Here is a 17,781-nt window from a genome sequence, read left to right as displayed (position 1 = left end):
CCTCAATCCTTCAAATTATTGACCTTACCCGGATCAATGGTTCTATACTTCTTATAAACGTTTAATATTATAGCTAGCGCGACTGCCGTTGTAGCTGCCGCCAGCACAATGGCAAACAAGGCAAATACCTGCCCGGTATTGTTTACCCTGTCATACTTACCAAAAGCAACCAGGTTTAATATAGCGGCGTTTAGCATTAGCTCGATACCTATCAATATTTGTATGGCGTTGTGTTTGGTGATGATCATGTACAAACCCGTACAAAACAAAGCCGCACTCACCAGTAAAAAGTCGGTTAAAGTTATCATGCCTCTCCTCCTTCTTTACGTGATAGATGCGCCGCGCCGATAAGTGCCATCATCAATAAAATTGATATAGCTTCAAACGGCAGCAGGTACATGGTCATCAGGTTTACACCGATGTTCTCTATCAATACCGTGTTGGGTTTGATGTCATTTCCTGAGATAATTGACCGCTCTATCCATGGAAGATTATCAGCCCCTATACTTAATACCACTTTTACCATTACGGCAAAAAACAGCACTGCTAATATTAGTCCCGGTATTTTGCTGGCGCTGATGAATTTGCTTTTCTGTTGCTGTAAGGTGTTTAATGTTTCCTTCCCGGATAGCATAAACGCGAACAGTATCAGCACCAAAATACCACCCACGTAAATCACAATTTGTGTAATAGCCACAAAATCTGCCAGGGCCAAAACATACAAACCGGCTAAAGCAAACAAGGTGATGAAGAACATAAATATACTGCGCACCAGGTTTTTGGTGGATGCCACAAACACGGCCGATCCTATCACCAGTAAACTCATTACATAAAACAGCACTTTTACCAGGCTCATGCTTTACCCTCCGCTTTATTCATGGCGGCCAGTTTGGCTGCCTGGCGCTCGGCCAGCTGGTTCTCCAGCAGGCGACGTTTTTCATCGGCTACTTCGGGTGCCATGTCGGCAAACTCGTAGTTGAGGTTTTTTAGTTCGAAAACGCTGCGATCGTATTGGTTGGTCATCACAATACACTCAGTGGGGCAAACTATGGTGCACAAGCCGCAGTACATGCACTTGGCCATGTCAATATCAAACTGGGCGGCGTACAATAGTTTTTTCGAGCCATCGGATGTTTCGCCGATAGATCCTGTTGTAGATTTTATCGAATCAATAGTAATACAATCAACCGGGCATATCTTGGCGCAGAGGTCGCATACAATACAATCATCAATCTCGACATCCAACTGGTAACGGCCAACTTCAGGGCTTGGCAGCGACTGCTTAGGGTACTGAATAGTATTGGTTCCTTCCAGTTGCTTAAAGTAGTTATTATCGCTTACAGGAATTACCTTCCTCTTCGCGTTCGACGCAAAAAGGTGCTGCACTGTCAGGGTTAGTCCCTTCAGGGTAGTAGTAAATCCGTTTATAGCTTTTTTAAACACTTTATTTATTTTGATTTCACCGATTTGTTTTTGATTTCACCGATCGGCAGTGCTAATCTTTAATAACTAATCTTTACACTCTCACATCACTAACAATCGCCACACGCCTGATATCAGCATACATGCAAACGCCACAGGTGTTAACACCTTCCAGCACAGGTTCATCAGCTGATCAACGCGTAAACGCGGTATCGTCCATCGTATCCACATCTGTATGCCTACCAGGGTAAGCGTTTTTGTTACTATCCAAAATATGCCCCAAAAAGTACCGGTTGTCCAGGTTGCCAGTTGCACGCTGCCCATGTTAGGCAGCGGCGTGTTCCAGGCGCCCAGGAATAGGATAACGCCTACCATCGATACCAGGAACATCATGGAATACTCCGCCAAAAACACCAGCGCGAAACGCAGACCGGTAAACTCGGTATGGAAGCCCGATACCAATTCTGATTCCGCCTCGGGTATATCAAAGGGTGCACGGTTACTTTCGGCCAGTGATGCGATGAAATAGATCAAGAAAGCCACAATTAAATGCGGCGCCCTGAATATGTTCCAGGCCAGCAGTCCGCCTGTTTGGCTTACATCCCAAAAACCTAAAAATTTTGTTGTTTCTGTTGATAGTATACCCTGCTGTATTGATACCGTTTGCAAATCGAGCGTTTGGGCTATCATAACCGCGGCTATCAAGGCAAAACCTGCCGGGATCTCATACGATATGATCTGCGCGGCCGAACGCATGGCACCCAGTATAGAATATTTGTTGTTTGATCCCCAGCCGGCCATTAATATACCCAGCGTTTCGATTGATATAATGGCAAACACATAATACAAACCCAGGTTTATTTTTGATGGGATGATGCCCGGTGCCCATGGCAAAGCGGCGAAACCCAAATAAACGGCCAGGAAGATAATGGCAGGTGCTATGGCAAATAATAGCTTGTCAGCCGCAGCGGGAGTTATCATCTCCTTTTGCAGCATTTTCATAATATCGGCAAGTGTTTGCAGGAGGCCGAATTTACCTACTTCGGTAGGGCCAAGCCTGTCTTGTATAAAGGCTGATACTTTACGCTCAGCATATACGGCAAACAACGCAAACAGGGCTGCGAAGGAAAATAAGCCAATGCCAACAAGTATATATGTGAGATAAAAATTCAAGCCCTATAGTAAAGCTGCAAACTTACTAAATGCTTGCCAATTTAACGCAGACTTAACAGCATAAAGTTGACTAATTTGGTAGTATTTACGTAAAAAATATTAGCTGTGTAATATTAGCGGCTAGCAAGAGAGCTCGCTCACCGAAACATGCGAGGAAGTAACCGGTGCCTCAAAAAATCGCGAAGCATGGTTATCAAACTCGACGGTATCATCAGTAGTAAAAAAACGGCGGGTGCCGGCTTTGGTTATTTTTTGCTCCAGCTCCGGGTGGCGTTGCAGGTAGTCAACCAGGCTGACGGCTACTATATCGCCCTGCGCAATTACATTTACGTTTGGCGACAACTGTGCTTTGATCTTATCCATCAGCAAAGGGTAATGCGTACAGGCCAATAACAGCGTGTCAATATTTGAAGATTGAACCATTAACTCATCCAGGTAATCCTTTACGATGTAATCAGCCGTCGGGCGCTGGTATTCGCCGCTCTCAATCAAAGGCACCCAAAGCGGGCAGGCTTGTTGATACACTTTCAGGTTAGGGAAAAATTTCTCTATCTCCATTAAATACGAACCTGATTGCACCGTACCATTGGTACCTAACACGCCTATTTCATTGGTTTTAGAGTAATTGCCAATAACCTCGGCCGTGGGCCTTATAACGCCTAAAACACGCTTAGATGGATCCATTCCTGCCATATCCTTCTGCTGGATAGTACGCAATGCTTTAGCCGAAGCTGTATTGCAAGCGAGGATGATTAGTGGACACCCCTGTTTGAACAACCACTGTACACATTCCCATGTGTATTGGTGTATGGTATTAAAAGAACGGTTACCATAAGGCGCTCGGCTGTTATCGCCCAAATAAATATAATCATACCCCGGCAGTTGCTCGGCTATGGAACGAAACACGGTTAAACCGCCTATACCTGAATCAAAAATACCTATTGGGTTGGTCATTGGGTCATTGGGTCATTGGTCATTAAGTCATTGGTGATTTCGATAGTCAAAAAATCAACGCAATCCCAAAATCAAAAAAAATCAACGGTCTAAAATAAGAAAAGCGTTCCGTATTCAACGGAACGCTTTTCTGAAATGACGTTTAGCTTAAATTATTTCAAGCCTAATTTAAGTTTTACAGCAGCTAACAAATCGTCAGCATCTGGCGCTACCAATAAAGCAGTTTGTGATGTATCAATTACGTAAGCGTAACCTTTTTCTTTAGCTACGGCAGTAACAGCAGCTTTAACTTTATCAAGCAATGGTTTGCTTAGCTCGTTACCTTTAGCTTCAACAGCTTGTGAAGCTGTAGTTTGATAGTTTTGAGCGCGGGTTTGCAGGTCTGTTAATTCAGCTTCTTTAGCGGCTTTAATTGCCGGGGTGTAAGTAGCTAAGTTTTTTTGATACTCCTGGCCTTTGGTCTGTAAGTCTTTGCTTAACAGGTCCAACTGGTCAATGTAAGTTTTTTTGAACGCGTCTAATTGCGTATTTATAGTTTTGAACTCGGGCATTGAAGTGTAAACTACGCCGAAGTCAATGTGGCCAATTTTTGATTGTGCTTGCGCAAAGCTGCTCACCAAAACCATGCATACTGCAACTAAAGCAACTTTAAATAGATTTTTCATTGTTTTTTGTTCTGTGTTTAATTATAGTGCGATTATATAGATAATAAATTTATTTAGCAAGTACTCCCGGCTTTAATCCCAGGCGTGTTATCACATCGGCGCTTTTATCATATCGCGGATTAGCGTAAAGCATCATTATCTCGCTGTTCTTATCAAAAACCATATCCAGATTCTCGCCTTCGGCAACAGCTTGTATAGCTTTGGCTACCCTGTCTTGTATCGGCTTCATGGTGGCTCCGCTTATTTTAGCAAGCTCGCCATCGGGCCCGAATATTGAACGTTGATAGTCTTTGGCTGCTTTTTCCTTGTCCACAATTTCGGCTTCCCTACGTTTCTTCATATCGGCAGTCATCAACACCTGGTCGGCCTGGTAGGCTTTGTACAGGCGGTCAACTTCCTGAAAACGGTTATCAACTTCCTTCTGCCACTGATCAGACCTTGCACCTAATTGTTTTTTTGCCGAAACATAATCAGGTATATGGCTCATGATGTACTCCGAATCAACCCAGGCAAAACGCTGCGCGAATGCCGCTGTGAAACTTAAGAACGTACAACAAAGTAATAAAATTATCTTCTTCATTAAATTTCTTCAAATTAGTTAAATCCGCCCATTTGCTGTGCAATCGAGAAACTAAACTGACCTCTGTTGGCAGATGGTATACCAGGGATCTTATCAAAGCCATAGCCATAATCAAGACCCAACTGACCAAAAATAGGTAAAAATATCCTTACACCCACACCTGCCGAACGCCTTACGTTATAAGGGTTAAAGTCTGAAAACTTGTTCCAGGTGTTACCACCTTCAACAAAGCCCAGCATAAATATGGTGGCCGATGCCGAATTAATTAACGGGTGACGAAGCTCCAACGTTAGTTTGTTATAAATAGCACTACCGGTGTTCGTTTCCGAAGTTAAGTTTGATCCTTGCGGGATGATTGAGAAGTTTTCGTAACCACGTAAACCAATGATCTCGCTACCCTGTAAAAACTGGTAGCTCTGCATACCATCGCCACCCAGTTTAAAGCGCTCAAACGGCGATGGGCCAACCTGCTGGTTATACTGGCCCAGGAAACCAAAACGCACCTGAGACATGATCACAAACTTACCGGCTAAACGGGTAAACCATTGCGCGTCATATTTAAATTTATAGTATTCTACAAAGTGATAACGCTCGGCCGGAGTTGCTATTTTATAGTTTATACCGTTAAACAACGAGTACGGCGGCGTAACCTGTATAGTAAACTTAAAATTTGAACCACCCGTAGGGAATATAGGCGCATCACGCGAATCGCGGCTTAGCTCCTGCGTCAATTTAATATTGTATGAAGTACCGTTTGAGAACAGGTAACCACCGTAGTTATCCAGGTTATAATGGTCAAGGTTTAACGAGTAGTTTAACTGGAACAGGTTGTCCGGCCATCTTAAACGTTTACCCAGGGTTACACCTACACCCACAATGCGCAGGTAGTTATAGTTAGGATCGGTTTTAGCATAGTACTGGCCGCTTGAGCTTAACTGCGTGTAGGCCGATAATGCAAAGTAGATAGGCTTTTTACCACCCAGCCAAGGCTCAGAGAACGTGAACGAGTAGTTTTGGTAAGTACGACCACTTGACTGGCCCCTGATGCTCAATTTCTGCCCGTCACCTTTTGGCAATGGTTTGTAAGCTTTTAGGTTAAACAGGTTACGCAAAGCGAAGTTATTGAAGGTTAAACCTAAGGTACCCACCAACTGGCCACCACCAAAACCGCCCGAAAGCTCAACCTGGTCTGAAGGTTTTTCAACTACGTCATAAATAATATCCACGGTACCATCCTGCGGATTAACGTTGGTTGGGCGCGGTACTGTTTTCTGATCGTCAAAGTTACCCAGCTGACCGATGATACGCTGGCTCTCTATCAATAATTGCTTATTAAATTTTTGTCCGGGTACGGTACGCAACTCGCGCATTACCACTTTATCGTTGGTAACATCGTTACCTTTTATGCTAACGCGATTAATGGTGTATTGCGGGCCTTCGTAAATACGGATGTCCAGATCGACAGTATCATTGTAGATGCGGGTTTGTACCGGATCTGAATTAAAGGTTAAATAACCATCGTTAAGGTATAGCGACGACAGATCGTCACCGCTTGGGCCACCACCGTTAAGGCGTTTGCTCAGCGTTTCTTCGCTAAACACGTCTCCTTTTTGAATACGCAGGATACGGTTTAATATATCGTCAGAATACTTGGCGTTGCCAGACCATTTAATGTTACCAAAGTAATACTTAGGCCCTTCGTGCAATTTGATGTGTACGTTTACCGTATGATAATCGTTCGCCCATACCGAATCACTCAGTATCTCGGCATCACGATAACCTTTTTCCATCATCTTGTCAAGCAAGGTCTGCTTATCCTCGGTGTATTTGTCTTCCTTGAATTTTTTTGAACCAAAAATGTTGTAGAATTTACGCTGACGGGTTTTTGATAAAAACTTGCGTAGTTGCGAAGCTTTGAACGCTTTATTACCTTCAAAGGTAACGCTGTTTATCATCACCTTGGTTTTCTTGTCAATAGCTACGTCTAAAATAACGCTCGTGCTATCTCCCGGATCGGGCCTTTGTTTAATGTTAACCGCGGCATTTAAGAATCCTTTTTCGCCATAAAACCTTTTAATAACACCTGTAATGGTGCTTAACAGGTTTTGGTTTACAATTTTCCCGGTTTTATCGGTTAGTTTCTTTTGTATCTCGTCAATCTGCCCTTTTGATATACCGGTTAAGCGCAGGCGCGAAAGACGCGGGCTTTCAACTACGGCAATTTCAAGGTAAATGGTATCAAGGTTTATTTTAGTAACGTTTAACTGCACATCATCAAAAAGCTGTTGTGCATACATGGCTTTTATAATGTTGGCGTTAGCTTCGCCCGGCAGGGTTATCCTATCGCCTTTAGCTACTTTTGATATTTGTAACAAAATGTCCTTTTCCAGGTGTTTTGCGCCGGTAATTGTAATATCGCCAATAATATACTCTTTAGGGTTATTATAGTTCAGGGTATCCGTTGTGGTAGACGAAGGGCGAAACGCAGGCGTTCGGGTAGGCACTTGCGCCATTGCAGCAACACTTATTACTGAGAAAAGAATAGCAAACAGAAATTTATTCATTCGTATATTTTAGTGGGCTAAAAATAATTTATTCAGTTGTTAAAAAGTGTTAAAGGGAAAAATTTAGTTAACCTGTTCGCTGGTTTTACCAAAACGGCGCTCGCGTTTTTGATAGTCAATAATGGCTTCGTACAGGTCCTCGCGCCTAAAGTCGGGCCATAGCTTTGGTGTAAAATACAGCTCGGCGTAGGCTATCTGCCAAAGCAAATAATTGCTTATCCGGTACTCGCCACTGGTTCTGATCATCAGTTCAGGATCGGGCAGATTGTGCGTGTACAAATTATCCGAAAAAACATCCTCGGTAATATCATTAACGTCCAACTCACCGGCTTTAACTTTGGCGGCTATGTTTTTTGCAGCACTTAATATTTCGTGTCGCGAACTGTAGCTTAAAGCAAGCGTTAATACCAAACCGGTATTACTTGCCGTGGTGTCCATTGCCCTGGTCAACTCTTCGTAACATTTTTTTGGCAGCATTTTCAGGTCGCCAATAGCATTCAAGCGCACGTTGTTTTCCATAAACGTGGCTATCTCTTTATTAATGGTAGTAACCATTAACTCCATGATGGCCATAACTTCCAGCTTAGGGCGGTTCCAGTTTTCTGATGAAAAGGTATACAGGGTAAGGTATTTAACACCCAGATCGCCGGCACCTTCAACCACATCGCGTACAGATACTACGCCGTTATGATGACCAAATACTCTTAATTTGCCTTTCTCCTTAGCCCAGCGGCCATTACCATCCATAATAATAGCTATGTGCTGCGGTAGCCTTAACAGATCGATCTTACTCTTATATTCCATTTCGTTTTTGCCGGCGCTTATATTCCCTGCAGAACTTGCGCTACGTGTTTGCTAATATATTTAAACACGCCTGGCGTGCGTTTTATTATGTTGTTTTTTAAACAAAACCAACCAGATATTTTTTAACCGGTACCTTTTTTTCAGGTGACAAAGGTAAAACTTACTTTGTACTTTTTTAGTATGCTTTTATAAAAGAAAAACTTATTATCAACAGCGCTTTAAATTGTACTTGTTTTATACTCAAACAGATAAAAAAACAGCGATGTACAAATTGCTAGAAATAGCATTTAGAGGTGATAAAGGTGTAGGTTAACGAAAAACCTACAAACAAATAGGTGTCATGCGCGCGCAGATCACCCCGCTGGCTACCCGTAGCGCCAATGTAGGTACCCGTGCGCTCGCCGCTGCGGTCGGCCAAGGCCTGGGATACACCGTTTGGCAGCAGTGCCTTATTAGCGTAAACGCCGCTCACATCATCCAAAAAATCGGTTTTTGCTACGCGGTAACCCAGATCGGCAATTAAATTGAGCCTGCCCGATATGTTATATTTTATACCTACACCGAACGGGATACTTAAGGCCGAAGTACCATAGGGTGCTTGCTGCCCTTCGGTGGTGTAGTCGCGCAGATCGTACGTTCGGCCATTGTAAATAGCCTGCGGCTTATAGCTTACCAGGCCTACCCCTGCATATATAAAAGGTGTGTATATATTTTTGCTGATGGATGGCACGTACGACATGAAGTTTAGCTCGCCCACCAAACTCAACTCGCTTAAACCGGTACTGAAACTCAGGTTACGGTTTTTAAACTGCTGATTTCCTGATAAGCTATCCGCACCGGTAATACTACCATAAGTAAAGGCCGCCTTAGCCGAAAGGTATGGCCCGAAGTTATATTTAACCAACACGCCGCCTGCGGCACCTGATATTTTTAAAGGGTTATTGGGATTCAGATCGCCCATGTAACCTGCGCCGCCTACATAACCGCCAACCTCCCAGCTTTGGGCCGAAACAGTGTTAAAAGCGAATAGTAAACATATGAAAGTTAAAAACCTGGGCATTATTAAGTTTAGTAATTGCGGGTATCAAGCCCCCACAATAGTTTGTTTCTTAACGTTGATAAGTAACTTTCATTACTCAGGCGGATAAGATTTAGCTCAAAATCGGCTTTTTTAACCTCAAACTGCATTTTGTTCTCAATTTTCGCAGTGCGCGAATCGCAGGAAATTAAATAGTTGGCGCTGCGGCATTCTACATCAAAAGTGAGCGTGCTGCTATCGGGCAATATAATAGGCCTTACGTTCAGGTTATGCGGCGCCACGGGGTTTACTACAATGCTGTTAGATTGCGGGAAGATAATAGGCCCGCCGCAGCTTAACGAGTAAGCGGTTGAACCGGTAGATGTAGCGATAATGATACCATCGCCCCAGTACGAGTTTAAGAACTCACCATCCAAAAACATATGTATGGTGATCATCGCAGAATCATCACGCTTGTGAATGGTAATATCGTTCAGTGCGAAGTTATCCTTACCAAATATGTTCTCGTCAGACGTAACACTTAATAAGCCGCGTTTATCCAGCGTATACTGGTGGTTAACTACAGCATGCATTGCTGCCGCGATATCGCTTTTGTTTACACTGGCCAAAAAGCCCAGCCTGCCAAAGTTTATACCAATAACAGGTATGCCCGAGTTACCGATAACGCTCACCATATCCAGCAGGGTGCCATCTCCGCCAAGGGTTACAAATAAATCGATAAAGCCTTTTATCTCCTGCCCTTCGTTTAAAACATGAAAATCAACATTGTTTATTTTGCCGATGAGGGAATCGCTTAACAGGTGGTGTACATAAATGCTGACGCCATGTTGGGCAAGACTATCAAATACCTGCTGTATATAAGGCAATGCCTGATCATTAAACTGCCTGCCGTAAACTGCTATTTTCATAAATTGGGCCATAGACCATAGTCAATGGTCGATAGTGTGTTTTCTTTATTACTATGGTCCATCGTCTATTGACTATGGACCCGCTTTATATATTCAAATAATTCATCAACGAATCGTAACGATCCATCGCGTTATTATTCTGATCTTTAAAATTAAAGGTAGCCTTTATATCGTAGCCGTAACGTAAAAAGGTAGCTATGATGTTTGATATATCCAGCTTGTTTACTTTCAAGGTAACTTCCATGCGTGTGGAATCAGGGAAGGTACGCACGTATGAGCTTAGTATCTGCGCATTGTCAGACTCTACGATCTGCGACATATGCGCCAATGAATTGTCACGGTTACTTATCTCCAGCACAATAATGCCTCCCGGTTCAGAAACCGAAGTTATTTTGGCAAAATAACTGTTCATGGTGTTGATAGATATCATACCCAGGTAGTTATTTTTAATATCCAACACCGGTACAATGGTTAACTGTTGTTCATAAAACAGCCGTATCACATCATAAATATGTTGGTCTTCGCGCACGTAAGGATTAACTAACGACAAGCCCAGCGCGCCAACCGCCACAGAATGGTCGGTTTCAGGTAGGAAATCACTTTCAGCAATCAAACCTAAAAACTGTTCCTGGTTAACAATAGGCAGGTGCCTTACCTGGAACTCGGCCATACGATCGATCACCCTCTGCACCGTGTCAGAAGTGTGAATTGGCGGTATCGCGTCGGTTATCAGTTCGGCTGCAAACATGCTTATCCTCTTGCTTTTAATTTCTCAAAAAAACCTTTTAACAAACGGTTAAACTCCTGCGGATGCTCCATCATGGCGGCATGGCCACATTTGTCTATCCAGTGCAACTCCGAGTCGGGCAACAACTCGTTAAACTCTTCGGCTACCTCGGGCGGGGTTATCTTGTCGTTCTTTCCCCATATTAACGAAACCGGCATGGTAATTTTATGCAAGTCCTTTTTCATATTATGCCTGATGGCCGATTTAGCCATGGCTAATAACCTAATTACGCTATGACGGTCGTTTACGGTTTTATAAACTTCGGCAATTAATTCGGGTGTAGCAACAGCGGGGTCGTAAAAGGTGTATTCAACTTTCTCTTTCACAAAATCATAACTCTCGCGGCGCGGAAACGAACCACCAAAAGCATTTTCATATAAACCCGAGCTGCCGGTAAGCACCAGCGCCTTCACCATTTCGGGATGGGCCAGTACATATATTAACGCAACGTGCCCACCCAGCGAGTTACCCAATAAGGTAACATCTTCCAGTTTTTTATACTTGATAAACTTATGCAGGAACTTGGCCAGGGTTTTTACACCGGTGGTAAGCACGGGCATATCATACACCGGTAGTATAGGCAAAAGCACCCGGTAGTTTTTACTGAACTCTTCAATAACAACCTCCCAGTTACTTAAACCGCCCATTAAACCGTGCAATAATACCAGTGTTTCGCCCTCACCTTCTTCGATGTAGCTAAAACCATGTCCCTCTTTAAGCACGAAATTCATATATATGTATTATAAACGTTTAATTTAAAATGCTTTACAACAAGTATAAGCTTGCAGTAATTACGCTGTAATATGCTAAAAATACTTGTGTTATACCAAGTATAACAACATTTATCCTAATAGTTGTTTTACCACTTCTGATATGGTGCGGCCATCGGCTTTGCCGGCCAGTTCTTTATTAGCCATACCCATTACACGGCCCATATCCTGTATAGATGTAGCCCCAATTCGGCCTATCAATTCCTGCAAATAACCTTCTACTTCAAATTTGGTCATTTGCTGCGGCAGGTACGGCTCAATAACGGCCATCTCAGCCATTTCTATTTGGTACAGGTCATCGCGGCCCTGGGTTTTATAAATCTCGGCCGACTCTTTACGTTGTTTCACCAACTTCTGCAAAACCTTGATCTCGGCCTCCCCGGTCATTTCTTCGGCAGCACCTTTTTCTGTTTTTGCTACTAATAAGGCAGCTTTTATAGCGCGCAGGCCCTGTAAACGCTCACTTTGTTTAGCTAGCATGGCTAATTTTATATCCTGATCTATTTGTTGTATTAATGACATGATTTTCTATTTCGGATTTCGAATGTTGAATTTCGGATTTGATTTATTTGATATCATCTGCATATCTGCACATTATTTACGTAAAATATTCGTCGCCGTAGGTTGTGCTGTTGGCATTACCAGCAGATCGTTTATGTTAACGTGTTTAGGGCGCGATACCGCGAACCATATGGTTTCGGCAATATCTTCGGCTACCAGCGGGTCAAAACCTTCGTAAACCTTTTTGGCGCGCTCTTTATCACCCTTAAAACGTACTTCCGAGAATTCTGTTTCAACCGCGCCCGGATGCACGCCGGTAACTTTTATGCCGTGCGGTGCCAAATCAATACGCATACCTTTGTTTAGGGCATCAACCGCGTGCTTAGTGGCGCAATACACGTTCCCGTTAGGATAAACTTCTTTACCGGCAATGGAGCCTATGTTTACAATATGCCCCTGCCCGTTTTTGATCATCCAGTTGGCTACTACCTTGCTTACATATAGCAAACCTTTTACGTTGGTATCTATCATGGTATCCCAATCGTCATAGTCGCCATTTTGTATGGGATCAAGGCCCTGGCTCAGGCCGGCGTTGTTAATGAGTACGTTAACGCGCTTCCATTTGGCGGGCAGGCCTTCCAGGTTATCTATTACCTGTTGGCGGTCGCGCACGTCAAAAGCACTTACGGCAACTTCTACATCGTATTTTTTATTGAGACGGGCAGCCAGTTTCTCCAGGCGGTCGGCCCGCCTGCCGGTAAGTATCAAATTATATTTTTCGCGGGCGAACAAGTGGGCACAAGCCTCGCCAATGCCGGCGGTAGCACCTGTAATTAATGCAATTTTTGCCATAGCGTAAATGTGAAATATGGTACGAAATTAGGCTTTTTTATGCGGAAACCTACCATCCGTAAAATTAAAACCCGCTTTACTCAAAGTGCAGGCTAAACATTACAGTGTGCAGACCTAGTTTGTTGATTGGCCGTGTAAACGGACCATTATCATGCACCAATACATCGCCAAAGGAATTGGCGATCTTCACCTCGGGCGACATTTTAAAAAACTCAAAATAAATATCAAAACCCAGGCCCACTTCGTATGAGGCATAGCCGTTTACGTTTTTAATGGCTTTTTCCAAAGGAGCCGCGCTAGCATCACCATCGCCTTTTGAGCCTAATGATTGCGAATATTTTAATCCGCCTAATATATATGCTCGCAGGTTGCCTATACGGTCGGATTTTAATTTCATCAGCGCCGGGATATCAACAGTGGTTGTACGAATGGATTTGAGGCGATTCTCTTCTGTATTAGCGTAAGTGTAGTTAATACTTCTATCTGCAAAAATAAGAGCCGGCGTAACACGCACCTCTAAATGATCTGTAATACGATGCCGGGCCAAAAAACCTACTGCAAAACCTTGCCCGCTGCCTGCGCTTATGCTATTCAATGAATCGGTAAGCTGACCGTTAACGGCATCGAAGTAGGGCGCGCGCCAATCGGGATTTTTATCTATTTTAAAATAACTGCCTACGTAACTAAAGCTAAAGCCGAAGCTAAAATCGCGCTCATCGGCACCGCCACCCCAGGCCGGGGCCGCTTGTGCAAACAGTTTTTCACTGCCAAATAAACACAATACTAAAGCTACGTAGCGGATTAACCTCATTTAACGCCTGTGTAAATAGAACAGATACCAAACGCCAAAGGCCGGCTTTTGGTATTTTTGTAACCCACCTTATCCATCAGCGTAGTAAAATTCTTCCCGTCAGGGAAAGCCGCTACCGACTCGGGCAGGTATGAATATGCACGCGAATCTTTTGAGAACAGCTTGCCAATGCCCGGGGTTATATAGTTAAAATAGAAATTATATAACTGTTTTATCGGGAAAGCTTTGGGCTTTGAAAACTCCAGCACCACGGCTTTGCCGCCCGGTTTTAGCACACGGTAAATATCCGCCAGGCCCTGCTCCAGGTTTTCAAAGTTACGCACGCCATAAGCCACGGTAACCGCGTCAAACTCATCGGCCTCAAAAGGTAGTTTCTCCGAATCGCCCAGGCGGATCTCAAATTTATCGCCTAAACCACGTTTGGCTATTTTCTCTTTGGCCACATCCAACATACCTTGCGAAATGTCGACGCCTACAATTTTCTCAGGTTTTAGGATAGACAATGCTTCGAAAGCGAAATCGCCGGTACCGGTAGCTACGTCCAGTATCAGTTTGGGCTGATCTTTCTTTAACTCGTTGATGGCTTTTTTCCGCCAGATAATATCAATACCAAGCGACATGAAGTGATTCAAAAAATCGTAGGTTTTTGATATATTATTAAACATATCGGCCACCTGCTCTTTTTTGGTGCCCTGCTCAGCGTTATACGGAATTACAGTTTTGCTCATAGTGTTGGCGCAAAGATAGTGTATTGGGGGGATGGTTCATAGTTGATAGTTGATGGAGGCAACTGTTATTTCAATTCCCTCCCTTGGGAGGGGTGCGGCGGGAAAGCGCGGTGGCAGGGAGGGGTTTAGCACGCTTGCTTGTCGCTTTTAGAAACCCTACCCTCCCGAGGGAGGGAATCGCTCGGGCCTGGCTTGCATAACGAAGTATTACTTCGCACCCAACTCCTTCACCATCCAAACCGTACACGCAAAATGCCCCGAATTACCCAAGGCCCCATCAAGCGGCTTAAAGCCGGTTTTCTCATATAAACTCACCGCTTTAGCCAGTTGCGGGAAAGATTCGAGATACAAATGCGTGTATCCCAGATCGGCAGCCGCTTCAAAACAGCGTTCCATCAGCATTTTACCAATGCCTTTACCCCGGGTGGCGGCGGTGAGATACAGCTTTACAAGTTCGGCGTAGCCGGAAGGGAGGCCATCTGTCGGGTAAATGCCACATCCGCCAATGAGTTCGCCGTTTTCTTCGGCTACAAAATAGCAGCTGCCGGGTGTTTGGTTAAATAGTTCGAACAGAGCATCTGTTGTCGGGTCGGAATAAACTGTGCCTTGTTTTGGCACATTAAACTCTTCCAGCGACGCGCGGACAATTTTAGCTAGCGCGATGTTATCTCCGGATTCTATATTTCTAATTGTGATACTCATTATTTATTATCATTTGCGGCCATGATAGCTTTGGCGCGCTGGTAAAAACTTTGTAGTTCCATTGCTTGTTCCACCTCGGCGACGGCTTTGAGCAGGTTATTTTGGGTATTGATCAGGTCGGTAGCCGCGGCAGTGATCACCTCCCACACCGGTTTCATTTGCTCAACCAGTGCCTTGCCTTTTTCGGTCAACTGCACCAGGCGTTTGCGTTCGTCGGCCTTGTCTTTTGATGATCGTACCAGCTTTAGCTTTTCCAGCTCTTTTAATAAGGTAATGGTTGAAGGGTGCGTGTAGCCAATCTCCGCAGCCAGTTCAACCACGCTTAATTGCCTTTTATGATGCAGCGTGTAAACAATGGCGAACAGTTTGGGTTCAAAATCAATCCCATGCGCTTTGTAAATAAGCGCGCCATCCTTACGCATCTGCTCGGCCAGGCGCTGCATGCGGGTGGCCAGGGCCAGCGCGCCCGATTCTTCAATTAATCCCATTGCTTATTTTGTTAAATGCAGTTCATAAAACATCGTATCGGCCGCCATACGGGGAAAGTAAGGTGGCAAATCATCGCCCTCTATCCGCGTAAAGCCGTTGCGCTCGTAAAACCGGTGCGCGGCTTTTAGCGGCGGTACCGTACCCAGGTAAATATCGGTAATTCCTTTTTCAGCGCAGTCTTTTAACAAAGTATCCAATAATTTTTGCGCTATGCCAAGCTCTTTACCACGGAACGCCTGTTTAACAAACATCTTCCGGATAGCGCCCGAGTTATGTCCCGGGTTCATCAACGCTATAGTGCCTACCAATTCTTCTCCAACAAAAGCACCCCAAAAGCCACCTCCGCCCGCATGGTAATTGGCCTCTACATCATGCAGATCGGGTTGATCTTCCAGCGTTATGGGTAAGCCAAATTCCTGCCTTTGTATGGTTAGTACAATATCAATTATCTGCGGGCAGTAGTCGTTATAAATAGGTTTGATGATGACATTATTTTCCATGGTAATAAATTTATATACAATAATACGTAGTTAACTACATAATATCAAAACAACCTCTACCAAATCCTCTCCAAAGTAGAGGACTTTGACTTACATATTACAAAGAAAGTTTTATTTAAAGCCCCTCTACGTTGGAGAGGGGTTGGGAAGAGGTCACTTCGCCAGCGCCAGCAACCCTTCAATATCCAATCGTTGCGTAACCATGGCAATTTCGCCATCTGCGTCGCGGGGCCATTCTTCTTTAGGTTTATCCCAATATAATTCAACACCGTTACCATCCGGGTCATCCAAATAAACAGCTTCGGATACGCCATGATCCGAGGCACCGCTTATCGGGTATTTCTCGTCGATGAGGCGTTGTAATATAACGGCCAGGTCTTTACGTTCAGGATATAATATAGCGGTATGAAACAAACCCGGCGCATATTCCGGCGCACGCGGCGCGCCCTTGCTTTGCCAAGTATTTAAGCCAATATGATGATGGTATCCGCCAGCCGAAATAAAGGCCGCCTGGCTACCATACATTTGTTGTATCTCGAAACCTAATAACCCGGCATAAAAATCTAAAGACTTTTGCAGGTCGCTCACTTTTAAGTGTACGTGGCCTATGCGGGTTTGGGCGGGTATTTTATAGGGTTCCATTTTAAATTACATGTTTAAACATTCAAATTTAAAGATTAAAGATTGGTTATCAAAGATTAGTAATAAAAGTGGCATTGCTATGATTGTTACTCAAGCATCACCTAATCACTAATCTTTAATCTTCAATCTTTATTTACCTATCTTTGCCCCCATGAACGTAAAGTCTGCCGAATTTATTTGCAGTAATACGCAGATATCAAAACTGCCGCCGCCGGTTAAAGCCGAATACGCTTTTATCGGGCGGTCAAACGTGGGTAAATCTTCGTTGATCAATATGCTTACCACCAAACGTGGTTTGGCTAAAACATCGCAAACACCGGGTAAAACACAACTCATCAATCATTTTTTAATTAATGATAACTGGTACATTGTGGATTTGCCGGGCTATGGTTACGCGCGTGTTTCCAAAAACAAAAAAGCCGACTGGAACAAATTCATCCAACAATACCTGGATAAGCGCGAAAGCCTACAATGTGTAATGGTGCTGATCGATAGTCGCCTTGAGCCACAGAAAATAGACCTGGAGTTTTGCAACTGGCTGGGCGAAAAAGGCCTGTCGTTTGTGCTGGTATTTACCAAGGCCGATAAACAATCGAGCGTAAAAACAGACCAGAACGTGGCTAAGTTTAAAAAAGCGCTGCTTACTACCTTTGAAGAGGCTCCGCCTTATTTCATTACATCCAGCGAAAGCCAATTAGGTAGAGATGAGGTGCTGAACTTTATTGATGAAATAAACCGAGGCTTTGAAGTGCCGGATTATAAAACGTTTGAATAAACAATACAAAATATGTCATTGCGAGCGTAGCGTGGCAATCTCCGCAGACAAGTAAACGTAATAACTATCCGCGGAGATTGCTTCGTCGTTCCTCCTCGCAATGACAAATGGGATT

At 44.0% G+C, this 17,781-nt stretch carries 22 protein-coding genes; 1 reads left to right on the top strand and 21 read right to left on the bottom strand.

The window, feature by feature from the left end:
• Positions 1-2: 2 nt before the first annotated feature.
• From nuoK to AC59JT_RS02675, 21 genes are all read right to left on the bottom strand, one after another.
• Complete coding sequence (gene nuoK / locus AC59JT_RS02775; protein WP_497395903.1) at positions 3-308, bottom strand: NADH-quinone oxidoreductase subunit NuoK; 306 nt, start codon at positions 306-308, stop codon at positions 3-5.
• Positions 305-856 carry an NADH-quinone oxidoreductase subunit J family protein gene (locus AC59JT_RS02770; protein WP_497395901.1) on the bottom strand — a complete coding sequence of 184 codons (552 nt, stop codon included), beginning with the start codon at positions 854-856 and terminating at the stop codon, positions 305-307. The genes nuoK and AC59JT_RS02770 overlap by 4 nt, the downstream gene beginning before the upstream one ends.
• Complete coding sequence (locus tag AC59JT_RS02765) at positions 853-1,443, bottom strand: 4Fe-4S dicluster domain-containing protein (RefSeq protein WP_497395899.1); 591 nt, start codon at positions 1,441-1,443, stop codon at positions 853-855. The genes AC59JT_RS02770 and AC59JT_RS02765 overlap by 4 nt, the downstream gene beginning before the upstream one ends.
• 81 nt (positions 1,444-1,524) lie before the next feature.
• Complete coding sequence (locus AC59JT_RS02760) at positions 1,525-2,595, bottom strand: complex I subunit 1/NuoH family protein (RefSeq protein ID WP_497395897.1); 1,071 nt, start codon at positions 2,593-2,595, stop codon at positions 1,525-1,527.
• Positions 2,596-2,715: 120 nt separating this feature from the next.
• A complete protein-coding gene (gene murI, locus AC59JT_RS02755) occupies positions 2,716-3,549 on the bottom strand; it encodes a glutamate racemase (RefSeq protein ID WP_497395895.1) in 834 nt (277 codons plus the stop codon).
• A gap of 152 nt (positions 3,550-3,701) precedes the next feature.
• The gene (locus AC59JT_RS02750; protein ID WP_497395893.1) at positions 3,702-4,214 is read right to left on the bottom strand and encodes an OmpH/Skp family outer membrane protein; all 513 of its coding nucleotides are present in this window, start codon (positions 4,212-4,214) and stop codon (positions 3,702-3,704) included.
• Between the two features lie 49 nt (positions 4,215-4,263).
• Positions 4,264-4,794 (bottom strand): OmpH/Skp family outer membrane protein, encoded by a 531-nt coding sequence (locus AC59JT_RS02745; RefSeq protein WP_497395891.1) that lies wholly within the window; start codon positions 4,792-4,794, stop codon positions 4,264-4,266.
• Positions 4,795-4,808: 14 nt separating this feature from the next.
• A complete protein-coding gene (gene bamA / locus AC59JT_RS02740; protein ID WP_497395889.1) occupies positions 4,809-7,358 on the bottom strand; it encodes an outer membrane protein assembly factor BamA in 2,550 nt (849 codons plus the stop codon).
• A gap of 63 nt (positions 7,359-7,421) precedes the next feature.
• A complete protein-coding gene (gene uppS / locus AC59JT_RS02735; RefSeq protein ID WP_497395887.1) occupies positions 7,422-8,162 on the bottom strand; it encodes an undecaprenyl pyrophosphate synthase in 741 nt (246 codons plus the stop codon).
• Between the two features lie 274 nt (positions 8,163-8,436).
• A complete protein-coding gene (gene porG, locus AC59JT_RS02730; RefSeq protein WP_497395885.1) occupies positions 8,437-9,222 on the bottom strand; it encodes a type IX secretion system protein PorG in 786 nt (261 codons plus the stop codon).
• A gap of 8 nt (positions 9,223-9,230) precedes the next feature.
• Entirely contained in the window at positions 9,231-10,109 is an 879-nt protein-coding gene (locus AC59JT_RS02725) for an NAD kinase (RefSeq protein ID WP_497395883.1), read from the bottom strand.
• An 85-nt stretch (positions 10,110-10,194) separates the two neighbouring features.
• Entirely contained in the window at positions 10,195-10,857 is a 663-nt protein-coding gene (locus tag AC59JT_RS02720; protein WP_497395881.1) for a CBS domain-containing protein, read from the bottom strand.
• Between the two features lie 2 nt (positions 10,858-10,859).
• Positions 10,860-11,627, bottom strand: a complete 768-nt coding sequence (locus AC59JT_RS02715) for an alpha/beta fold hydrolase (protein ID WP_497395879.1) — start codon at positions 11,625-11,627, stop codon at positions 10,860-10,862.
• A 111-nt stretch (positions 11,628-11,738) separates the two neighbouring features.
• Complete coding sequence (locus AC59JT_RS02710) at positions 11,739-12,188, bottom strand: GatB/YqeY domain-containing protein (RefSeq protein ID WP_497395877.1); 450 nt, start codon at positions 12,186-12,188, stop codon at positions 11,739-11,741.
• Between the two features lie 72 nt (positions 12,189-12,260).
• Positions 12,261-13,019 carry an SDR family oxidoreductase gene (locus AC59JT_RS02705; protein ID WP_497395875.1) on the bottom strand — a complete coding sequence of 253 codons (759 nt, stop codon included), beginning with the start codon at positions 13,017-13,019 and terminating at the stop codon, positions 12,261-12,263.
• A 76-nt stretch (positions 13,020-13,095) separates the two neighbouring features.
• A complete protein-coding gene (gene porT / locus AC59JT_RS02700) occupies positions 13,096-13,830 on the bottom strand; it encodes a type IX secretion/gliding motility protein PorT/SprT (RefSeq protein WP_497395873.1) in 735 nt (244 codons plus the stop codon).
• Positions 13,827-14,558 carry a bifunctional demethylmenaquinone methyltransferase/2-methoxy-6-polyprenyl-1,4-benzoquinol methylase UbiE gene (gene ubiE / locus AC59JT_RS02695; RefSeq protein ID WP_497395871.1) on the bottom strand — a complete coding sequence of 244 codons (732 nt, stop codon included), beginning with the start codon at positions 14,556-14,558 and terminating at the stop codon, positions 13,827-13,829. The genes porT and ubiE overlap by 4 nt, the downstream gene beginning before the upstream one ends.
• A 207-nt stretch (positions 14,559-14,765) precedes the next feature.
• Positions 14,766-15,260 (bottom strand): GNAT family N-acetyltransferase, encoded by a 495-nt coding sequence (locus tag AC59JT_RS02690; protein ID WP_497395869.1) that lies wholly within the window; start codon positions 15,258-15,260, stop codon positions 14,766-14,768.
• Positions 15,260-15,748, bottom strand: a complete 489-nt coding sequence (locus AC59JT_RS02685; protein WP_497395867.1) for a MarR family winged helix-turn-helix transcriptional regulator — start codon at positions 15,746-15,748, stop codon at positions 15,260-15,262. Before AC59JT_RS02685 ends, AC59JT_RS02690 begins: the two co-directional genes overlap by 1 nt.
• Positions 15,749-15,751: 3 nt before the next feature.
• Positions 15,752-16,249: a GNAT family N-acetyltransferase gene (locus AC59JT_RS02680; protein ID WP_497395865.1), complete on the bottom strand. Its 498-nt coding sequence runs from the start codon at positions 16,247-16,249 to the stop codon at positions 15,752-15,754.
• A 153-nt stretch (positions 16,250-16,402) separates the two neighbouring features.
• The gene (locus AC59JT_RS02675; protein WP_497395863.1) at positions 16,403-16,891 is read right to left on the bottom strand and encodes a VOC family protein; all 489 of its coding nucleotides are present in this window, start codon (positions 16,889-16,891) and stop codon (positions 16,403-16,405) included.
• Positions 16,892-17,042: 151 nt separating this feature from the next.
• Here AC59JT_RS02675 and yihA point away from each other — a divergent pair, with 151 nt between their 5' ends.
• On the top strand, positions 17,043-17,666 hold the full coding sequence (yihA, locus tag AC59JT_RS02670) for a ribosome biogenesis GTP-binding protein YihA/YsxC (RefSeq protein ID WP_497395861.1): 624 nt from the start codon (positions 17,043-17,045) through the stop codon (positions 17,664-17,666).
• Positions 17,667-17,781 lie beyond the last annotated feature (115 nt).

This window comes from Mucilaginibacter sp. A3364 (genome assembly GCF_059690715.1).
The sequence above is the reverse complement of the archived record's forward strand: the minus strand, read 5'-3'. Positions and strand labels throughout refer to the sequence as shown.

Coding starts and splice junctions, on each gene's coding strand:
- nuoK (WP_497395903.1), bottom strand. CDS start 308: ATGATAACTTTAACCGACTTTTTACTGGTGAGTGCGGCTTTGTTTTGT.
- AC59JT_RS02770 (WP_497395901.1), bottom strand. CDS start 856: ATGAGCCTGGTAAAAGTGCTGTTTTATGTAATGAGTTTACTGGTGATA.
- murI (WP_497395895.1), bottom strand. CDS start 3,549: ATGACCAACCCAATAGGTATTTTTGATTCAGGTATAGGCGGTTTAACC.
- AC59JT_RS02750 (WP_497395893.1), bottom strand. CDS start 4,214: ATGAAAAATCTATTTAAAGTTGCTTTAGTTGCAGTATGCATGGTTTTG.
- AC59JT_RS02745 (WP_497395891.1), bottom strand. CDS start 4,794: ATGAAGAAGATAATTTTATTACTTTGTTGTACGTTCTTAAGTTTCACA.
- bamA (WP_497395889.1), bottom strand. CDS start 7,358: ATGAATAAATTTCTGTTTGCTATTCTTTTCTCAGTAATAAGTGTTGCT.
- uppS (WP_497395887.1), bottom strand. CDS start 8,162: ATGGAATATAAGAGTAAGATCGATCTGTTAAGGCTACCGCAGCACATA.
- porG (WP_497395885.1), bottom strand. CDS start 9,222: ATGCCCAGGTTTTTAACTTTCATATGTTTACTATTCGCTTTTAACACT.
- AC59JT_RS02725 (WP_497395883.1), bottom strand. CDS start 10,109: ATGAAAATAGCAGTTTACGGCAGGCAGTTTAATGATCAGGCATTGCCT.
- AC59JT_RS02720 (WP_497395881.1), bottom strand. CDS start 10,857: ATGTTTGCAGCCGAACTGATAACCGACGCGATACCGCCAATTCACACT.
- AC59JT_RS02715 (WP_497395879.1), bottom strand. CDS start 11,627: ATGAATTTCGTGCTTAAAGAGGGACATGGTTTTAGCTACATCGAAGAA.
- AC59JT_RS02710 (WP_497395877.1), bottom strand. CDS start 12,188: ATGTCATTAATACAACAAATAGATCAGGATATAAAATTAGCCATGCTA.
- AC59JT_RS02705 (WP_497395875.1), bottom strand. CDS start 13,019: ATGGCAAAAATTGCATTAATTACAGGTGCTACCGCCGGCATTGGCGAG.
- porT (WP_497395873.1), bottom strand. CDS start 13,830: ATGAGGTTAATCCGCTACGTAGCTTTAGTATTGTGTTTATTTGGCAGT.
- ubiE (WP_497395871.1), bottom strand. CDS start 14,558: ATGAGCAAAACTGTAATTCCGTATAACGCTGAGCAGGGCACCAAAAAA.
- AC59JT_RS02690 (WP_497395869.1), bottom strand. CDS start 15,260: ATGAGTATCACAATTAGAAATATAGAATCCGGAGATAACATCGCGCTA.
- AC59JT_RS02685 (WP_497395867.1), bottom strand. CDS start 15,748: ATGGGATTAATTGAAGAATCGGGCGCGCTGGCCCTGGCCACCCGCATG.
- AC59JT_RS02680 (WP_497395865.1), bottom strand. CDS start 16,249: ATGGAAAATAATGTCATCATCAAACCTATTTATAACGACTACTGCCCG.
- AC59JT_RS02675 (WP_497395863.1), bottom strand. CDS start 16,891: ATGGAACCCTATAAAATACCCGCCCAAACCCGCATAGGCCACGTACAC.
- yihA (WP_497395861.1), top strand. CDS start 17,043: ATGAACGTAAAGTCTGCCGAATTTATTTGCAGTAATACGCAGATATCA.